General features: G+C 60.9%; 15 protein-coding genes. 2 read left to right on the forward strand and 13 right to left on the reverse strand.

The features are described 5' to 3' along the window. Nucleotides 1-502 precede the first annotated feature (502 nt). The 3 genes from ACILSR_RS30670 to ACILSR_RS30680 form a co-directional block, all read right to left on the reverse strand. Complete coding sequence (locus tag ACILSR_RS30670) at nucleotides 503-826, reverse strand: septum formation initiator family protein (RefSeq protein ID WP_395753635.1); 324 nt, start codon at nucleotides 824-826, stop codon at nucleotides 503-505. Nucleotides 827-850: 24 nt separating this feature from the next. Further along, nucleotides 851-2,137 (reverse strand): phosphopyruvate hydratase, encoded by a 1,287-nt coding sequence (gene eno / locus ACILSR_RS30675; RefSeq protein ID WP_395753636.1) that lies wholly within the window; start codon nucleotides 2,135-2,137, stop codon nucleotides 851-853. A gap of 254 nt (nucleotides 2,138-2,391) precedes the next feature. Continuing rightward, nucleotides 2,392-2,877: a hypothetical protein gene (locus tag ACILSR_RS30680; protein ID WP_395753637.1), complete on the reverse strand. Its 486-nt coding sequence runs from the start codon at nucleotides 2,875-2,877 to the stop codon at nucleotides 2,392-2,394. A 261-nt stretch (nucleotides 2,878-3,138) separates the two neighbouring features. Here ACILSR_RS30680 and ACILSR_RS30685 point away from each other — a divergent pair, with 261 nt between their 5' ends. Next, nucleotides 3,139-4,167, forward strand: a complete 1,029-nt coding sequence (locus ACILSR_RS30685) for a hypothetical protein (protein ID WP_395753638.1) — start codon at nucleotides 3,139-3,141, stop codon at nucleotides 4,165-4,167. Between the two features lie 390 nt (nucleotides 4,168-4,557). Here the strand turns inward: ACILSR_RS30685 and ACILSR_RS30690 are convergent, their stop codons facing one another. The 8 genes from ACILSR_RS30690 to ACILSR_RS30725 form a co-directional block, all read right to left on the reverse strand. After that, nucleotides 4,558-5,853, reverse strand: a complete 1,296-nt coding sequence (locus tag ACILSR_RS30690; RefSeq protein WP_395753639.1) for a DUF1501 domain-containing protein — start codon at nucleotides 5,851-5,853, stop codon at nucleotides 4,558-4,560. A gap of 173 nt (nucleotides 5,854-6,026) precedes the next feature. After that, nucleotides 6,027-6,326: a hypothetical protein gene (locus ACILSR_RS30695; protein WP_395753640.1), complete on the reverse strand. Its 300-nt coding sequence runs from the start codon at nucleotides 6,324-6,326 to the stop codon at nucleotides 6,027-6,029. Nucleotides 6,327-6,341: 15 nt separating this feature from the next. Next, nucleotides 6,342-6,818 carry a hypothetical protein gene (locus ACILSR_RS30700; protein WP_395753641.1) on the reverse strand — a complete coding sequence of 159 codons (477 nt, stop codon included), beginning with the start codon at nucleotides 6,816-6,818 and terminating at the stop codon, nucleotides 6,342-6,344. Nucleotides 6,819-6,855: 37 nt separating this feature from the next. Then, nucleotides 6,856-7,653 (reverse strand): hypothetical protein, encoded by a 798-nt coding sequence (locus ACILSR_RS30705; RefSeq protein WP_395753642.1) that lies wholly within the window; start codon nucleotides 7,651-7,653, stop codon nucleotides 6,856-6,858. Nucleotides 7,654-8,247: 594 nt separating this feature from the next. Next, nucleotides 8,248-9,114 (reverse strand): FAD:protein FMN transferase, encoded by an 867-nt coding sequence (locus tag ACILSR_RS30710; RefSeq protein ID WP_395753643.1) that lies wholly within the window; start codon nucleotides 9,112-9,114, stop codon nucleotides 8,248-8,250. Continuing rightward, nucleotides 9,111-10,718, reverse strand: a complete 1,608-nt coding sequence (locus tag ACILSR_RS30715; protein WP_395753644.1) for a flippase activity-associated protein Agl23 — start codon at nucleotides 10,716-10,718, stop codon at nucleotides 9,111-9,113. The genes ACILSR_RS30710 and ACILSR_RS30715 overlap by 4 nt, the downstream gene beginning before the upstream one ends. Nucleotides 10,719-10,866: 148 nt before the next feature. Beyond that, complete coding sequence (locus ACILSR_RS30720; RefSeq protein WP_395753645.1) at nucleotides 10,867-11,364, reverse strand: hypothetical protein; 498 nt, start codon at nucleotides 11,362-11,364, stop codon at nucleotides 10,867-10,869. A gap of 265 nt (nucleotides 11,365-11,629) precedes the next feature. Continuing rightward, nucleotides 11,630-14,674 (reverse strand): spermidine synthase, encoded by a 3,045-nt coding sequence (locus tag ACILSR_RS30725; RefSeq protein ID WP_395753646.1) that lies wholly within the window; start codon nucleotides 14,672-14,674, stop codon nucleotides 11,630-11,632. Between the two features lie 109 nt (nucleotides 14,675-14,783). Here ACILSR_RS30725 and ACILSR_RS30730 point away from each other — a divergent pair, with 109 nt between their 5' ends. Continuing rightward, nucleotides 14,784-15,782 carry a class I SAM-dependent methyltransferase gene (locus ACILSR_RS30730; RefSeq protein ID WP_395753647.1) on the forward strand — a complete coding sequence of 333 codons (999 nt, stop codon included), beginning with the start codon at nucleotides 14,784-14,786 and terminating at the stop codon, nucleotides 15,780-15,782. A gap of 189 nt (nucleotides 15,783-15,971) precedes the next feature. Here ACILSR_RS30730 and ACILSR_RS30735 read toward each other — a convergent pair whose 3' ends face one another. Next, nucleotides 15,972-16,970 (reverse strand): serine hydrolase domain-containing protein, encoded by a 999-nt coding sequence (locus ACILSR_RS30735; protein ID WP_395753648.1) that lies wholly within the window; start codon nucleotides 16,968-16,970, stop codon nucleotides 15,972-15,974. A gap of 147 nt (nucleotides 16,971-17,117) precedes the next feature. After that, complete coding sequence (locus ACILSR_RS30740) at nucleotides 17,118-17,543, reverse strand: hypothetical protein (protein WP_395753649.1); 426 nt, start codon at nucleotides 17,541-17,543, stop codon at nucleotides 17,118-17,120. Between the last annotated feature and the right edge of the window lie 69 nt (nucleotides 17,544-17,612).

Genomic DNA, 17,612 nt, shown 5'->3' on the forward strand with positions numbered 1-17,612 from the left:
TGTTGTGGCCGAATCGTGTTCACTTTTGTTGCGGTCTGTCAGGTTCTTTCCGTTGCTCTCCACCCCGCCTCGCGGCGACGCAGTTACTTCAAGTTCTCACCCGGAACACGGTTCCAGATGGCCGGGGTCTTTCACCCCGGAGGGTCGTGACACTTCACAGCGCACGAGGGGGACCATCCTGGTCCCTTGGCTGGGGAGCTGTCTCAGTGCTGGCTGATGGCTTCGTGGAGCTCAGCAGGCGTTGAATAGAGCGTTACCTTGCAGGATGTACTCGTCACAAAGGCGCTGAGTGTATCTATTCGCGAGGCGTGAACGGCGATGGGTTCCAGCCTCCTGCTTTCGAAAATACGCGACCCGTGAGGCTGTAGAATCACTTAAAACTGCTCGATGCGACGTGCCATGGCCGGGCCATGAGTTCGAGTTCGATTAGGATGACGAGGATGATTCCACCCTCGGCGGCATGCCTTGACCCTCTTGACGATTCCTTGACCTTTTACCTTCTCTAAAACCTCAGCACATACTCGCCTTCCTTCTGCAGGTGCAGTCGGTCGCGGGCGGCCAATTCGAGGTAGTCGTTGTCGCTTTTGATCCACTCCATGCGGCGCAGGAGTTTGTCGCGGTCGGCCTGCAGCGCATCGCGCTGGCCTTTGAGCTGCTCCAGCTTGGTGCGCATCGCGTTCTGTGTGTCCATGGGATTGTCGCACAGGACATACACCACGGGCACCACCAGCAGCAGGAGTACGAAGCGGCCCACCTTGAGGAATGCGCGCATCCAGCTTTCCCAGCGTGACTGAGGCTCTGATGCGCGCACTTCTCGGTAGTTCATAATGAGTTTGAGCGGGTGGGGCTACTAGACCTTCATGCGGCCGCCGAAGATGGCGTTCTCGCCCAGTTCCTGCTCGATGCGCAGAAGCTGGTTGTATTTGGCGATACGATCGCTGCGGCTCATGGAGCCGGTCTTGATCTGGCCGCAGTTCGTGGCGACGGCGAGGTCGGCGATGGTGTAGTCTTCGGTTTCACCGGAGCGGTGGCTCATCACGGCGGTGTAACCATGACGGTGGGCCAGGTCAACGGCGTCGAGGGTTTCGGTGAGGGAGCCGATCTGGTTCACCTTCACGAGGATGGAGTTCGCCACCTTCTGGTCGATGCCCTTCTGGAGGAATTCGACGTTGGTCACGAAGAGGTCATCGCCCACGAGCTGGGTGTTGTGGCCCATTTCCTTGGTGATGGTGCTCCAGCCTGCCCAGTCGTTTTCGGCGCAGCCGTCTTCGATGGAGATGATGGGGAACTTCTTCTGCAGCTCGGCGTAATAGGCCACGAGTTCGGCGGCGCTGCGCTCGGACTTGTCGGACTTCTTGAAGACGTACTTCTCCTTGGACTTGTCGAAGAACTCGGAGGAGGCCACGTCGAGGGCGATGAAGATGTCTTCACCGAGCTTGTAACCGGCCTTTTCCACCGCCTGGGCGATGACTTCCAGCGCGTGGTCGGCGCTCTTCAGCGTGGGGGCGAAGCCGCCCTCGTCACCCACAGCGGTGCTGAGGCCCAGATCGTGCAGGATCTTCTTGAGGGAATGGAACACTTCAGCGCCGTAGCGGAGGGATTCGGAGAACGTGGGAGCGCCCTTCGGCATGATCATGAACTCCTGGAAATCGATCGGGGCATCGGAATGCGCGCCGCCGTTGATGATGTTCATCATCGGCACGGGAAGCACCTTGGCGTTCGGGCCGCCGATGTACTTGTAGAAAGGAATGCCCATGGTCGCAGCGGCAGCCTTGGCCACGGCAAGGGAGACGCCGAGGATGGCGTTCGCGCCGCACTTGGCCTTCGTCTTGGTGCCATCGACTTCACGCATGGCGTTGTCGATGCCCACCTGGTCGCAGGCGTCTGCGCCGATGATGGCGTCTGCCAGCTCATTGTTCACGGCATCGACGGCCTTCAGCACGCCTTTGCCCAGGAAACGCTTCTTGTCGCCGTCGCGCAGTTCCAGCGCTTCGTGCTCGCCGGTGGAGGCACCGGAGGGGACAGCCGCACGGCCCATGGCACCACCTTCAATGTAAACGTCCACTTCAACAGTGGGATTGCCGCGAGAGTCGATGATTTCGCGTCCGATGACGCGCGAGATGGTGAGTTCGTCCATGTGGATAGATTATTTAAGTTTTGCTAATTAATTGGGATTTTTCAAGAAAGGTTTCCAGAAATCTCCGGGGGGAGAACCTCCATACACCGGGGCAGCGGGGGCGCAAATGGTAGGTTTTGACGAAGCAGCAAGATCCGCGCCATGAGCGGCGGGGGAGGCGCAGAGAATCTTCCTCTTCCTCCTACTCCGCCTCTTCCTCCCGGTTTCTGGGGGGATCGGCTGCGATGAGACAGTGCTGCTTGTTCCCTCCATGGTCAGAGCGTGGGCGGGTGTCCGATCTGTTGGCAAGCAGCCAAAAAGTCCTCGCGAAAACGGGTGATGTCCATCGCTCCGAGCTTCTTCTGCTTGTCGATCAGGACGGTGGTGGAGTGGTAAATGAGAGACAGCGCGTAAGCTGCAATCGTATCGATCGGCAAACTCAGGAGCTTATCAAAATCAGGTCTGACGCTGTAATGCCCCACATGCTCGCTCACAGCGGTCTGCAAACCGGTGAGATGACAACGGCCGCCGCCGACCTTCTTCTGGAGTCGAAAGGCGCGGGGTGGCCGCATCTCGCAATGGGAGCGGATCAGTTCGAAGTCGATCCACAGATGCTTCATCGTGCCGCCATACTCCCGGCTGAGTGCGGCTCCAAACGCCTTGAATGGCTGATGGAGCGCGTCAGCAATCTTCCTTGTCGCCTGATCGCACATGTTGGCATGTAGAGAAAGTTCCATCAGTAAGCTAACTGGATCGAGCATCCGCCGATCATGAACTTTGTCAGCAGATTTATCGTCTGCGAGTGGGACGGTGTCTCCGCGCACCGAGCGCCTCAGGCAGGAGAGGGATCATCTTGATCCCTCAACGCGTCGCGTCGCCCATCGCTCTTAGAGGCTCTTGCTGGCAGCGTCTTGTAAGGAAGGCGCGGCGGGCGCGGCATGTTGCAATCGTTTTCCATGGACAGATATAGGAGGGTGCCGCAGCATCGGGAGATCACTGGCGCGTCAGTGCGTCTCTCTTTGATGATGAAAACTCTGCTGCATCCTCGGGCGCTGGCCGTTGGGCTGGGGTTGTTCATTGTGTGTGCGGGGCTGTATTTTAGCTGGCAGCTTTTTCATGGAGAAGGGGACGAAGATGAGGCTGAGGCGGGGGCCCTGGGCATGGGGGCCGGAGCGACCGCCCAAGGCCCTGTCGTTCGCGTGGGGGGCGATGAGGCCGGGCGGGCTGCGAATTCGCGGGATGTCTCCGCGGAGGAGAGCGACCGGCTGCTGGCGGCCAAGCAGGCGAAGCTGGCCGAGGTGGTCAGTCATCTACGGCAGTATGGGCAGATGTGGGACAAGCTGGCTGCGGAGCGCCCGATGCTGCGGGACATCCACGCCACCATCCGGCTGTGGCAGCGGCATAAGCGGTCCGAGTCCTACGCGGTCCAGATGCGGAGGATGGGAGACCACTTGAAGGACCTGGATGAGGCGAGGAAGGATGAGCTAAAAAAGGTGATGTTCAAAATCGGTCACCTGCAGCGGCCCGCCATCCTGCTCGGCATGATGGACGACCCCGAGTCACAGCCCTGGATGAGGGACGTGCTGGAAGTGGCGGGTGGCAATGCCCTGGTGCCGAGGGAACTGGCGCTGCTGGATCTTTATGCCGGCGATGCCGGGGTGGAATCCCGCTACCCGGCGCAGTATCCCGCCCCGCAGACGCTGGAGGCGTATCGCGCTGCCTTGGAGGCGCGGACCGTCCGCTATACCGAGGCTACGCGGCAGCTCGCCAGCGCCAATGGCCTCGGCGTTGTCGTGAACGAGGCCATGCTGGCCGCCCTGGCCGAAGACATGAAAGCGGATATTATGGTGGATTATTTGAAGCTTTATCACGACTCCTTTTTCACGGGAGACTTGCAGGCGCTGGCGGGCAGGCTGGAGCAGCTCATCGGCGAATACGAGGCCTTCCCGAGCAATCTGAACGTGACACCGGCCCTGATGAGCGAATACAGCACTCTCACGAGAGCTTACGCCCTCCGCCGCCTTTCTGACCTGCCCATGGCGCCAAACTGAGAGTTGTGCATTTTCCGTCAGCAGGCAGGTGATGAGCGGGCAATGGATGCTCGATTTTGCAGCGGACGCGCAGAGGTGGGATCTAGCGTCGGAAAAGAGGTGGAAAGATTTGGGGTGAAAGAGTTTTAGACTCTGAGATCCTGGAAAAATATTCTACCTCTTCGCCAAACTGCCCGACTGTGAGGACGTTCGTACGCCATGGGTGTGGCAGCACGCTCATGAAGGGTGAGGCCATTCGCGCTCCTTCAGTGTTGTCACACGCTGGCAGACCAGACGGGCGGGCTTGCGCGACGCCCATCCTACGATCATCTGCGCGGCGCAACGGTGGATGTGTAGAGCCTGTTCGGGCACGAGGCTTTTCCGCTGGCATGGCTCGCTGCCGCACCTCGCTCAACCAAACAGCTCGGTGACGGGGCGGCCTTTGTCCACGACGGTGAAGGGGCGCTTGCTGGGGCTGTAGAGGACCTGATCGAGGGGGATGCCGAGGGCGTAGGCGATGGTGGCGTTGAAGTCGGGGATGGTCACCGGAGGGGTGATGGGCGAGGTACCGGTTTCATCGGTGGCGCCATACACCTGACCGCCGCGGATGCCGCCGCCGGCCATGAGGCAGGTGAAGGCCTTGGCGTGGTGGTCGCGCCCGTCGTTGGCATTGATCTCAGGCGTGCGGCCAAAGTCGGTGGAGAGCACCACGAGGGTTTCGTCCAGCAGGCCGTGGGCTTCCAGATCCTGGAGGAGGGTGCTGAGGGCGGAGTCGAGTTCATCGCACAGCTCGGGCACGCGGGTGAAGTTGGCATTGTGGGTGTCCCAGCTGCCAAAGGAGACTTCCACGAAGCGGACGCCGTGCTCGACGAGGCGGCGGGCGAGGAGGCAGCCCTGGCCGAAGCGGTCGGTGCCGTATTTGTTGCGCAGGGCTTGCGGCTCGGCATCGAGGTCGAAGGCGGCGAGTTCCTCGCTCTTCATCATCTTCAGCGCGTCATCGTACATGTCCGAGTAGGCGCGCACGTTTTTGACGTTGTAGGTTTCGGCGAATTTGCGGTCGAGCTGTTTGGCAACATCGAGGCGGCTGTTGAAGCGCTCTTCGGTGAACCACTGGTTGGTCTTCACGTTGTTGATGCCGCTCTCGGGGTCGTTGATCATGAGCGGGGCGAAGCGGCTCTCGAAGAAGCCCGCGCCGGGATGGCGGCTGTCATTGCCGATCATCACGCTGCCGGGCAGGGTAGGGTTGCCACGGTCCTGAAACTTCTGCAACCACGCGCCCATGGAGGGGTGGCGGATGCTGCTGCGCATGGTGTAGCTGGTGTGCTGGTAGTAGTTTGCCTGCTCATGCGCGCCCTGCGTGGTCATCATGCTGCGGATCACCGCCAGCTTGTCCATCTGGCGGGCCAGCAGCGGGATGTTTTCGGACACGCGGATGCCGTCCACTTTGGTATTGATGACCTTCGTCAGGCCCATCACGTCCGCCTTTTCCGGCTTGGGGTCAAAAGTGTCCAGGTGGCTCATGCCGCCGTTCATGTACAGGTAGATGACGTTCCGCGCGGTGGCCGCCTGCTTCAGCGGGGACGCGCCTGCTCCGGGGGCGGCGAGAATGCGGGAGCCCAGGTGCGAGGCGGTGCTGACGCCGAGAAAGGTCTTGGCGGCACCCGAGACAAAGGCACGGCGGCTGAGATCGTTGCGGAGGGGATTCATAGACAGGGAATTTGGGGGGATGTGGCCGTAAACGCAGCGGCGTGAGGGACTTATCACAAGAATTTCAGCACAGCGGGAGTTAGGTGGGGCGGTAAGGGGCTAAGGGGCATGGGAAGCGGGGAAATAGGCCGGATAGGACTTATACGACCTACTCTGAGGCCAGTGGGGCTACTTTAATCTCCCGCCATCGCAAGGAGTTGCAGAAGGCTCAAAACGAGCGCGATCACCACGAAATAGACGGCCTGTCCCCAGTGCCAGCGTTTCGTGATGAGGAGCACAGCAGCCCCGGTGATAGCCAGTCCCAGCGGCCCCAGCAAAGCCCAAGTCACGTAAGCCTCCGCATAGTGCGTGCGCGCCACCAGCACATAGGATGTGAGATGCACCGCGGTCAGCAGCCCGATCGCAATCAGCAGCTCGATAAACTGGGCAGTTCGCGGGTCGACGTGTTTGGTGGTTTGCGGTGGAGTGGGCATGCAGTGCCTCCTTTCCTACTCCCGTTTGGGCGGGCCGCTTTTGGAGAAAAGGTCCACCGCGCTCAGCTCGCGCGTCAGCACGGCCAGATCGGCTACGCTGTAGGCATGCACCCAGGCGTGGACCTTCCAGTAGTCTCCCATGGGAAACACCGTCGCCTGGGAAAAGGAGCCGTCGGGGCGGTGTTTGCGGTGCCAGGTGACCTTGTGAATGCCGAGGCGGCCGGCATGCTTTTCGTCGCCCTCAGCCGGCTTGAACGAAGGATGTCCGCCGAGGTAAAAGCCGACCTCTCCCTGAAACGGTGGCGTGGGGAAGCCGTGGTAAACATTGAAGTCAGGCCCGGCCACCTTCGTCCATCTCAGCGCCTTGCTGGCATGCGGCCCCAGGAGGTTTGCCTGCTCCTCCTGGGAGGGCTTGTTGGCCGTGCTGGAGCATGAGACGAGCATGGCCGCAGCGAGGAGTATGAGGAGGCGTGTGAGTGTGTGTGGGCGCATGGGTGGTTGGCAGGATGTTTCGGGGGGATGGGAAGACTCACTTCGTCTCTGGCGCAGCGGCGGGCGGGAGGGTGAAGCCGAGTGCGTCTGCGCGCTTCTTCATTTCGAGGAGGTATGTTTCAGGCTTCACCTTGGCCAGCACCGTGGCGAGCCACAGGCCCTGATCGGCTGGCAGGGTTTTGTCGGCATAGATCGCTTCGCAATGCTCCAGCACCCGGGGATGGCTGGTGCAGTTGCTTTGGAGCGACCACATGGCCGACTGAAACGTGGCGTCCAGATAGGCCGTCTCTTTGTCCTTGTCTGTCTTCTCGGAAGTCTTGAAGCGTTCGAGGGCGCCGGCATGCCTGGCAAGGCTCAAGGCGGACACGATGCGACGGATCGGCGCGGCCTCGCCTGTGGCCATGAAGCAGCCCCAGAGCATGTCGAGAGCGCTTGGATTGTTGACCTCCATCTCCAAGATATTAGGAGCCCTCTTCTTCAAAAAGACCTCCTGCTTCTCCTTCTGGAACAGCTCCCGCGCTTCATCGGTGTCGGAATACCAGGCCGCGGCCAGGAGAATCTGGCGCTGCTCCTTTTCCAGATCGCTGAACTCTTCCAGCCATCCCACGATGCGCTTGGGGTTGGCCGCCATGACGCGGCTGAGAAAGGCCACCAGCGGCGGCTGTGCATTTTCGTTTTTCAGCACGCCTTGATCCACCAGTGCACGCACTTCTTTCGAAAAAGCGTCGGGCTTGGGAGCCTTGTAATACGTGGTCAGCCAGTCCTCCTTGGCCTCCGTCGCAAAGCTGGAGTGAGTTCCCCAAAAGACCAGAAGCAGGAGCAGGAGTGATTTCATGATTTTAGCCAGGCAGCGGAGCGGATCGTATCCATTCTGCCCAGCGTGTCATTCGGGAAGATTTGTGAGGCGCAGCATGCCGACGGAGCCAGAGCAATCGACTTGCTGAGTGCCTTGGCTTTTGAACGCTTACACAAAAACCTCCTTCGAAGCAACACGGGCGATGGTGGTTTTCGCTATCAAAAGGGACGCTCGCTTTTTGCCGCGGAGGGGCAGTGAGGCAGAGGGGGCGGAGATTGAATGAGGCCGGAATGAAGGTAGAAAGATTAGGGGTAGAAAAATTTCAGATTCGGGTCTGAATCTATCGGTGGGAGTGCTTCTGGGGATCGCTGGGAGCCGGGAAGCGGGCGTATCGGAAAAGGGTAAAAAGATTGAGGGTAAAAAGATTTTTCCAATCCTCTGATTTTGGTTCTGAATTTTCTGGCCCCTCATTTTCGTTTCGCTCATCCGGCTCCGTCACACCCATCGTATCCAAACCGGGGATCAAGATGATCCCCATCCTGCCAGAACTCCCGCGAACCGAGCGCCTCCGGCAGGAGAGGGATCATCCTGATCCCTCAACGTTGCGCCACACCCACAGCGCACAAGCTTGCACTACACCTCCAGCTCCAGCGCCTCCACCTCCGCATAGCGTCCGCACAGCGTCTGGATCTCCTCCTGCTCCATGACCATGAAGGCGGTGGAGAGGGCGTCAGACAGGGCTGCTGTGGGCGCGAGCGCATAGGTGCGGCGTTTCTTGAGCGGCACGGGGGCAAAGAGGCGCGGGTTCATGATGTGCGCGCCTTTCACCGCAAAGCCGGAGCCGCTTACGGCGCGGTTGCTCAGGGGCGTCCGCTTCTCGCCACCACCGAGGGTGATGGACCAGGCGTCCTTGCCAAAGGGCGCGCCGATGGCGAGGATGGTGCTGTCTCCGGCATTGAGAATGAAGTTTTCAATCTTCCAGTCCTGCAGCATGTCCGCCGCTTGATCGAGCGCGTAGCCTTTTCCCATGGCTCCGAGGTCAAAGATCATCCCACTGGCATGCACCGTCACGCGCATGGTGTCCTCCTCCAGGTCAAATCGCTGGCTGCCGATGATCTGGCGCGCTTGCTCAAGCACGTCCTTGCTCACCTGGCGCGGCTCGCCTTCAGAGGTGACAAACAGGTTCATCATCGGGCCAATGGTGATGTCGAATGCGCCGTTCGTTTCCGCATGCATGGCCTTGGCGAGTGAGAGGCAATCCCACGCCGCCATGCCCACGAGGATGCTCTCTCCTGCCTTGAGCTGGCCCAGGCGGTAGATGTCGCTGCTGGCGCGGAAGCGGCTCAGCTCGTCCTCCAGGCGGGCGATCTCCTGAAACACGGCCTGGGCCGCCTGCGCTGCGTAGGTGGCGTCTGCATCGGCATGATTGATGATCACGTCGAAGGTGGTGGCCATCGCATGGCAGGAAAAGCGATGGTGCTGGGGGGCGGCCTCGCTCACGGTGGGGAGTTTTTCTTCTGCTTTTCCTGATCCATGCGCAGGCTGTACCTGTCATAGAGGGAGCGTTCGATCCACACGTTCAGCATCACCCCCGGCCGCAGTCCGAAGAGATCCTGCTGCACGTATTCCTTGCCGTTAAACCTGGCCTCCAGCGCGGCTTTCATCTCGGGCTCGGCGATGATGACGCGCGCATCCAGAGTCTCGGGGATGGCGTTGGTGTAGTGCACGCTCCTGATGTCCCGCCAGTACCAGGGAAGCGGCCAGCCCGCGTCCCGGTTCACCACCAGCACATTGAAGGCGTTGTCCGGTGCGGTCTTCTGCAGGTCACGCACCAGTGGCAGCAGCCGCATGAGATTGCTGGAGGTGTGGGAGTACACATATGGATTCCGCGAGTCCGCCGCATAAGCGTGGATGGCCAGGTTCGTCTGGGCAAAAAGCTGGTACAAGCCCAATCCGAAGAGCACTTTGAACACCAGCCTTCCGAAGCCATTCCTGAGCGCTCCCGAGATGGCGGCAGCGCCCACGCCTGCCAGCAGAGTCAGCGCATGCTGGGCGCTGAGGATGCACCACGGCGTCTTGTAGGCGAGGAAGGAATAAATGCCAAACAGCGCCAGCGTGTACACGGAGAGGAAGACCAGAAAGGCCTGCCGCGTGGGCTGCTTCATGTGATTTCCCAGAAACGCGTACAGCATGCCCACGATGCCGAGCCCGCCGATCATCGCCTCGCTCCACACCAGGCTGTCTTTGCGGTAAAAGATCAGCGTCAGGTAGTAGTGCCAGGGCTTTTCATGGCCGCTGCCTCCGGAGCGCTCAAAGTAGTTCATGTAGGTCAGCGCGCTGTCCTTCACGGCCTGCCAGTCTTTGAAGCCCTCGGAGTAAATGGTGATGCTGGTGAGCACCGCCGCCACGATGACCCACAGCCAGGGATGGGCTGCCCGGCTCTTGTTCGCACCGATGTCGAAGCCGCTGCGGCGTGGTGCGAAGTCTCCGACCATGACCTTCGTGACTCCATAGCCGACCAGCCCCGCGACGACATTGATGGCAAAGGTTTCCTTTGTGGCATGCTGCAGGCCCAGGCAGATGCCCGCCACCAGCAGCCACCAGCGCCCGCCGCCCTGGGAGTAGTGCCACAGCGCCGCGAGGGTCAGCGTGATCCACAGCACCAGCGGCACCTCCATGATGAAGTAGCGCGAGTAGTACACCATCATGGGGGAGATGCACATGAGCAGCATGGCAAAGCCTGTGCCGAGCCTGCCCAGCGCATTCCTCAGCAGCAGCGTGGAAAGCAGCAGCAGCAGGCTGCAGATGACCGGCACCGTGCGCAGCTGCGCCTCCGTCCATTTCGAGGAGTCGCCCCAGCCCGCGATCCTGGACCAGAGAAGGGTGATGCGGTGCATCACCGGGCCGTGATAATCCTTCGGGTCGTATTGGAAATGTCCCGTGGCCTGAAATTCGGCCGACTTCATCGCCAGGATCGCCTCATCGGTATGCATCGGGCGGTCGCCGAGGGCGGGGAAGCGATAGTAGGCGCCGATGACCAGCGAGATGACGGCAAAGATGGCCAGTCCGATCAGGCTGAGAGAGTGTTTCTGGGGAGGGAGCATTTAAAAATGACGAATGACGAGCCGAGCGAAGCGAATCAATGAAGAATGACGAACGCGGAATGCGGAATGCGGAATGCGGAATGACGAGTGTGGAATGTGAAGTGCGGAATGACGAATGCGAGGCAAAGGAACGGAGAGAGAGCAAAACCTACACCATCTCCCGGCGTTCCACGTTGAGAATGCCCTGGCGGTTGCGCCGGAAGTAGAACTTCTCGCGAGTAGGGGCCAGCGTCTCACTGCCGCCGTGCTCGATGAGCACCGAGGCGTTTTGCGGGTGTACGGTCATCTCTTCAAAGCGCAGCACCGGCGTGCCGCGGGTGCGGAAAAAGCAGTGCAGCGGCACGTGCGGGTGCGCGGCATTCCACAGCCAGCGCGCGGGGGCGAACCGCTCCTCATCCATGAGCGCGCAGAGGATTTCACGCATGACCACCTCCCCGTGCCTGCGAGACCACTTCCAGGCCTCGCGGCGGTTCATGAGCTCATTGAATTTGGCCACCAGCGGATTGGCGTGCGCCTGCTCCATTTCCTGGATGAGCTCGCCCGCATGCACCGCCATGGCCGTGCGAAACTCTTCACGGCTGATTCGGCCGCTGTCCAGCCAGCGGAACAGCTGCTGCGGCGTGGGGACTGGGTCGTTGGAGAGCATGACGTTTCGGCCCATTTTGACGCGTTCGCAGGCCTGCGCAAATGGTCCCTGCGAAGTCGTTTGCGTGGGCTGCCTTTGATTTCTCAGGCCCCACGGTAATAGGCAGGCAGTGTGGGGCTCGTTGGGAGGCGGCGCGGGTGTAGAGCGGTATTCCGATACCGCTACGGCGCCGACTCGGTATCGGAATACCGAGCCACATTCCGCATCTTGCGCGCTGTGCGCACACTCTCCGGCAGTGTGAGAAAAATCCCAGACCTCCGCAGGGCTACTCTTTGGCCTTCGCTTCGACCTTTCCTTCCGCTTTGGGCTCCGTCGCTTTCGGAGTCTGCGGGGTGGGCGTCACGGGCGGTGGGTTCGCCACGGGCGGCACACTCGCTACAGGGGGTGCGCTCGGTGCGGGAGTCACCGGTGATGGGTTAGCTGCCCGCGGCGGCATAGGAGCCGTTTGGAAGTCCACGTTGGTTTTCATTTCCGTCGTTGGCACATCCCCTTTCGGAGCTTGCGGCACAGGAGCAGGAGCAGGAGCAGGAGCAGGAGCAGGAGCAGGAGTAGGTGAAGGTGAAGGTGAAGGTGAAGGTGAAGGTGAAGGTGCGCTCGCGGCAGGAGGCGGATTCGTCACAGGCAGCGCACTCGGCTGAAGCTGGATCTGCGTGTTGATCTTCATGTCCGCCGTGGGCACCTCCAGTTTCACGGTTTCCACTTTCGGCTTGGGCGCGAACTCAAAGGCACCCGTCGGCTTTCCTTCGTCGTCCTCTTTCTTGTCCTCTTCCTCCGCCTTTACCGTGTTCATCGGGATGTCCAGGATGCGCAGCAGGTTGTGGTAGCGGTCCGTCCACAGGCGCACGTCATGTTTCAGTTCGACTTCGGTTCCCAGCAGTTCCGGCGGCGTGGCTTTGAGGAACTTCTCATTGCGCGTCACCAGGATGTAGTCGGTCGAGTCATGGTCGCCTTCGGGGAAGGTGGCGATGCGTGTGGTTTTGAACTTCGTCGCCTCGGCGATCTTTTCGATCACCGGCGCCAGCACGAGGTAGCTGTTGGTGATGTGCACGGCGATGATGCCGTCCGGCTTCATGTGGCGGTCATAGATTTCAAAGGCCTCCTTCGTCAGCAGATGCACCGGCACGGAGTCGCCGCTGAAGGCGTCCAGCAGCAGGACGTCAAACTGCTGCGATTTCTCCCGCTCCAGCGCCAGGCGTGCATCGGAAACCACGATCTCCACCTTCGCGCCGCGATTCTTCGCGTCCTCGAGGTAGGTGAAGTACTTCTCCGCGATGCGCACCACATCCGGATTGATGTCGTAAAAGCGGATCGTCTGCCCGCTCTTCGCGTAGCAGGACACCGTCCCCGCGCCCATGCCCACGATGCCGATGCGCGCATCGCTGCGGCCCTTCAGGCTGTCCAGCGCCTGGCCGATGCCCGTGTGGTGGCCGTAGTAGCTCGTCGGCTCCTCGCGCTGGCCCGGCTCCATGTTTTGCATGCCATGGATGATGCCGCCGTTCGCCAGCTCTCGGGAGATGAGGATGTTTTCCTCCGTTCTATCCTCGGTTACGGACAGCATGCCGTAGAAATTGCGGATGCGCTCCACTTTTAGCTCGTGCTTGAATCCCATGTCCACCATCATCAGCACAATGAAGGTGAAGAGGATGCCCAGCATCGTCACGGAGAGCAGCGCCGGACGCATGAAGCCCTTCATGATGCTCCGGATCAGCAGCACCACCACGCATAGGACGATGACGCCGAGCGCGCCGTAGATCATCACTGGCGGAGGCATGACCTCCAGCTTCAGCTTCTCCTTCATCAAGTCCTGCGCCATCGTGGCGTTTTGGATCAGCAGCCACACCGCCCCGGCGGTGATCGCAGCGATGACCAGCATCAGCAGCCATTCCCACACCCAGCGCACCTTCAGCACACAGCGCAGTAAGATTAAGCAGGCCAGCGCCGCCACCAGGATGAGGCTGATGGGCCATTCGGCAAAGGTGGTGAAAACATGCGGAGCGCCCAGGCTCACGAACAGGCCACCCAGCGCCCCGCCCAGGGACATCAGCAGATAAAACTCCGTCAGCCGCCGTGGCGCGGGCTTCAGCCGTGTCAGCTCCCCGTGGCACAGCATGCAGGCCAGAAACATCGCGCCAAAGGACCAGCCCAGCTCCCAGATGAAGTTCGGCGTCAGGTCGATCGTGGTCAGATTCAGATCGAGATGGGTGATCTTGTTCAGGTCCGCCTGCACGTTGTTGTGCATCCAGTTTTCAAAGCGCGACCAGAAAGGCTGCTTCTGCATGAGATTTTCCGTGCAGGTGATGAAAAGCACCGGAACCGCCAGCAGCGCCCACAGCGCGCAGATGCGCGCATACCACCGCTCATGCTCAAAGCAGATGATGAACGTCAGCAGATACAGGCTCAGCGGCACCACCCACAGGAAGGGGATCACCGCCACGTCCTGGCACACGTGATTTGTGGCAGAGAGCAGAACGCTGCTGGCCAGTGCGGGCAGAAGCACCCACAGGAAGCGCCGCCCCCAGCCCGGATTTTCCGCTGCTCTGGCCGCCGCCACTTCCGCCGGTGATGGCGGCAGTGGCGGTGGTTCTGCTGCTGGATCCGCAGATGCCGCAGCCGCAGCCGCATTTTCCGCGTCGGGCTTTGCCTCCACTGGCTCAGGTGCAGCCGCATCCATCTGCACTTCCGCCTTTGCCTCAGTGTCCAGCGCATGGGAGCGGTCCATCCAGATGCCGGAGAGGGACAGCAGCACAAACGCGCCAAAGCCCACCGCCCACAGCGTCGTCTGCTCCAGCACATCCCAGTGCACCTCAAAGAAGAGCGGATAGCTCAGCAGCGCCGCCAGTGAGCCGATATTGGAAAGCGCGTACAGCCGCCAGGGATTCGCGCCGCCCGTGGTCCGTGTGAACCACACCTGCACCAGCGGACTCGTGCTGGAGAGCACGAAGTAGGGCAGCCCCACGCTCACAAACAGCAGCAGCAAAATGCGCATGGCGGGATCTTCCGTCCCCGTGGGCTTCCACATCTCGCTCGGGGCGATGGGCAGCATGGCGATCGCCGCGCCCAGCAGCACGCCGTGCACGATGCCCTGCCAGCGTCGCGGCAGCAGCGTCAGCGTGTGCGCATACGCATACCCCGCGAACAGGACCAGCTGAAAGAACAGCATGCACGTCGTCCACACCCCCGGGCTGCCGCCAAACCACGGCAGGATGAATTTGCTGATGATCGGCTGCACCTGAAACAGCAGAAAGGCGCTCAGCAGGCTCAGTGCCGCGAGGATGAGACCGGGAACGACACGGGAAGGGGAGGATGACATGGGAGAGAGTGCGTGGAGGCTGGCATATCACCCCAAATGAGGGAAGATAAAAGTAAGGACATTGTGCGGAGCCGCTGGCTTTCCCCGCCCGCTGCGGCATACATGCCCCATGCCGCAGCAGCCCCCCCGCCGTCCCTTCCGCCCCCGCCCCTCACCCCCACGTGAGCCGGGCAGCACCGGGCAGGGCACCCGTGAAGACGGCTTCCGCGAACAGGGCGAGCGCCCGCAGCAGGGCAACCGCCAGCAATACGGCAAACGCACCCAAGCCGGCCGTCCACAGCCCCATCGCGATCAAGAGGGCGGTCACTCACAGCAGGGCGCCCGCCCGCAGCACGGCCCCCGCCAGCAGGCAGGTCGCGAACACGGCACCTCCTGGGAAAAATCGGCCGACTGGTACGATCGCATCATCGGCGAGCGCGGTTCGGAGCTGTATCAGGCCGTCGTCATTCCCGGGGCTCTCAAATTGCTCGCGCCGAAACGCGGCGAGCGTGTGCTCGATCTCGGCTGCGGCCAGGGCGTCTTCTCCCGCGCCCTCGCGCAGGCTGGCTGCCAGGTCACCGGTGTGGACGCCGCCCCCACCCTCATTCAAAAAGCCCGCACCTATCCCGTGAAGCCCCCTGTGCGCTACCTCGCCCGCGATGCCGCGCAGATCGAAGACCTCGGCGAATTCGATGCCGCCTCCGCCATCCTCTGCGTGCAAAACATGGAGCACCTCGATGTCGTCGCCGCAGCCGCCGCCAAAGTCCTCAAGCCCGGCGGTCGCATGCTCTGGGTCGTCAATCACCCCGCCTTCCGCATCCCCCGCCAGTCCGCCTGGGGCAATGACGAAGAGCGCAAAATCCAGTATCGCCGCACGGACGCGTACAGCAGCACCCTGGCCATTCCCATCGTCATGCACCCAGGCCAGGCCGAGAGCGAAAGCACCATATCCTTCCACCGCAGCCTGCAAACTCTCACCGCCACCGGCTTCCAGGCCGGCATGGTATTGGCTGGTATCGACGAATGGTACTCCCATAAAGAAAGCCAGCCGGGACCAAGGGCACGCGCTGAGAACCGAGCGCGGAAGGAGTTTCCGCTGTTTCTGGCGCTGCTGTGGGAGAAGCGGTAGCGCGGAGATAGGTCCAATAGGTCCTGTATGACTGATAGGCCCCCTTGACTCCGCTCAATCACGCCCAGCGGCACCATCGTGGAGGACCAAGATGGTCCCCCTCCTGCCAAACCTCCCGCGAACCGAGCGCCTCCTCTAGGAGTGGGACCATCCTGGTCCCACACCCTCACGCAAACACCCACCGCCCCCTCATTTCTTCTTCCCAGCTGCTGCCGCTGCCGGATGCGCCACCAGCGCCGCTACCGCCGCCTTCAGCTTCTCCTGCGCCGCCGCATCCTCCGGCAGCGCTTTCTCCCCGCAGGCGGGGTAGAGGTGGTCCCAGATGGCATTCATCTCGGTTTGAAAAGCACCCGAGTCCGCCGTGATGGCCACCACCATGTCCTTCTCGGGAATCACCAGGCAGAGCTGTCCGGCGCGGCCATCGCCGCGAAAGGCATTGTGGGTGCAGCGCCAGAACTGGAAGCCATAGCCCTGCGTCCAGTCGATGCCGATTTTCGAATGGCTGGCATTCTCGTTCGGCACCTGCTTGCTCGTCGCTTCTTGGACCCACTGCTCAGGCAGCAACTGCTTCCCATTCCACTTTCCTTTTTGCAGATAGAGCTGCCCAAACTTCGCCACATCCTCTGTGCAGAGATACAGACCGTAGCCGCCGAGCGAATTCCCCTCGGGGCTGGCATCCCACTTCGCATTCTCGATCCCCAGCGGCTCAAACAAACGCGACTGCAAAAACTCCAGAGACGTCTGCCCCGTGGTCTTCGTCACGATGGCGGAGAGCATGTAGCTGCCCGGCGTGTTGTACTGGAAATGCGTGCCCGGCTGGTGCGGCACCGGGTGCGCCAGAAACTCCTTCACCGTGGGCGCATTGTTCACGATTTTGACCTCCGTGTCGTGCCCGCAGCTCATCGTCAGCAGATCGCGCACCTTCATCGCCTTCAGGTTTTCCGAAGGCTCCGCTGGCGCTTCAGCGGGGAAGAATTTTAGTACTGGATCATCCAGCCCCAGCTTGCCCTCGGCGATGGCCATGCCCACCGCCGTCGAATTAAAACTCTTGCTGAGCGACCACAGCACATGCGGCTTGTCCGCCGCCTCCGGCTTCCACCACCCCTCCGCGATGACGTGGCCATGCCGCACGATCATAAAACTGTGCAGCGTGTTGATCTTGTCCGCCGCCTCCACGAAAGCGTTCACACCCTTGAGAGGCAGAGATCGAGCTGATAAAAACAAAGGCGGCCAGTGCCGAAAAAAGCGGTCGGTATTTCATGGTGCCCGTTTATACGCAGGCCACGCCCTTTCTTGCAACCTCATTGCCTGCCACCGATGCAGCCCTCACAAATTCTAATCATCAAACCGCACTTCTCGAATCGCGATTCTCCACCCGCCTGGCTCTTCAACCATGCCATAAAGAATGCCTCCGCCATAAGTGAAACGCACCCACACATAACATTTCCCCCAGTGGCGCACTCCCCCGAAGATCGCCACATTCTGCCCGTCATTGACGACTTTGCCCGGTCCAACAATAGCCGTTATTTTGCATCCCGACTGCCGCTCAATGGAAAGCAACAGCGTATGATCCGACTCAGTGAATCTCTTCCAATCTGATTTGATCCAGGAACGTGCAATCACATCCTCAATCGCTGGATCGACTTTGGGCCGAGTTTTTTCAATTTGAATGATCAGGTAAGATCCCGTCCGCCGAACGTGATTCTTGTAGCTCTGACAAGAGGACAAAAATGCCATCAACAGGAAGAGCAGGATTTTCATGAGGCAATACGCTGGCAGTTTATACGCAGACCACGCACTTTCTTGCAACCTCATTGCCTGCCACTTCAT

It is taken from the genome of Prosthecobacter sp. (assembly GCF_044222565.1).
Lineage (GTDB): Bacteria > Verrucomicrobiota > Verrucomicrobiia > Verrucomicrobiales > Verrucomicrobiaceae > Prosthecobacter.

Bases quoted from the DNA above. Each gene is read 5' to 3' on its own strand.
- ACILSR_RS30670 (WP_395753635.1), bottom strand. From the start codon at position 826: ATGAACTACCGAGAAGTGCGCGCATCAGAGCCTCAGTCACGCTGGGAA.
- eno (WP_395753636.1), bottom strand. From the start codon at position 2,137: ATGGACGAACTCACCATCTCGCGCGTCATCGGACGCGAAATCATCGAC.
- ACILSR_RS30680 (WP_395753637.1), bottom strand. From the start codon at position 2,877: ATGCTCGATCCAGTTAGCTTACTGATGGAACTTTCTCTACATGCCAAC.
- ACILSR_RS30685 (WP_395753638.1), top strand. From the start codon at position 3,139: ATGATGAAAACTCTGCTGCATCCTCGGGCGCTGGCCGTTGGGCTGGGG.
- ACILSR_RS30690 (WP_395753639.1), bottom strand. From the start codon at position 5,853: ATGAATCCCCTCCGCAACGATCTCAGCCGCCGTGCCTTTGTCTCGGGT.
- ACILSR_RS30695 (WP_395753640.1), bottom strand. From the start codon at position 6,326: ATGCCCACTCCACCGCAAACCACCAAACACGTCGACCCGCGAACTGCC.
- ACILSR_RS30700 (WP_395753641.1), bottom strand. From the start codon at position 6,818: ATGCGCCCACACACACTCACACGCCTCCTCATACTCCTCGCTGCGGCC.
- ACILSR_RS30705 (WP_395753642.1), bottom strand. From the start codon at position 7,653: ATGAAATCACTCCTGCTCCTGCTTCTGGTCTTTTGGGGAACTCACTCC.
- ACILSR_RS30715 (WP_395753644.1), bottom strand. From the start codon at position 10,718: ATGCTCCCTCCCCAGAAACACTCTCTCAGCCTGATCGGACTGGCCATC.
- ACILSR_RS30720 (WP_395753645.1), bottom strand. From the start codon at position 11,364: ATGCTCTCCAACGACCCAGTCCCCACGCCGCAGCAGCTGTTCCGCTGG.
- ACILSR_RS30725 (WP_395753646.1), bottom strand. From the start codon at position 14,674: ATGTCATCCTCCCCTTCCCGTGTCGTTCCCGGTCTCATCCTCGCGGCA.
- ACILSR_RS30730 (WP_395753647.1), top strand. From the start codon at position 14,784: ATGCCGCAGCAGCCCCCCCGCCGTCCCTTCCGCCCCCGCCCCTCACCC.
- ACILSR_RS30740 (WP_395753649.1), bottom strand. From the start codon at position 17,543: ATGAAAATCCTGCTCTTCCTGTTGATGGCATTTTTGTCCTCTTGTCAG.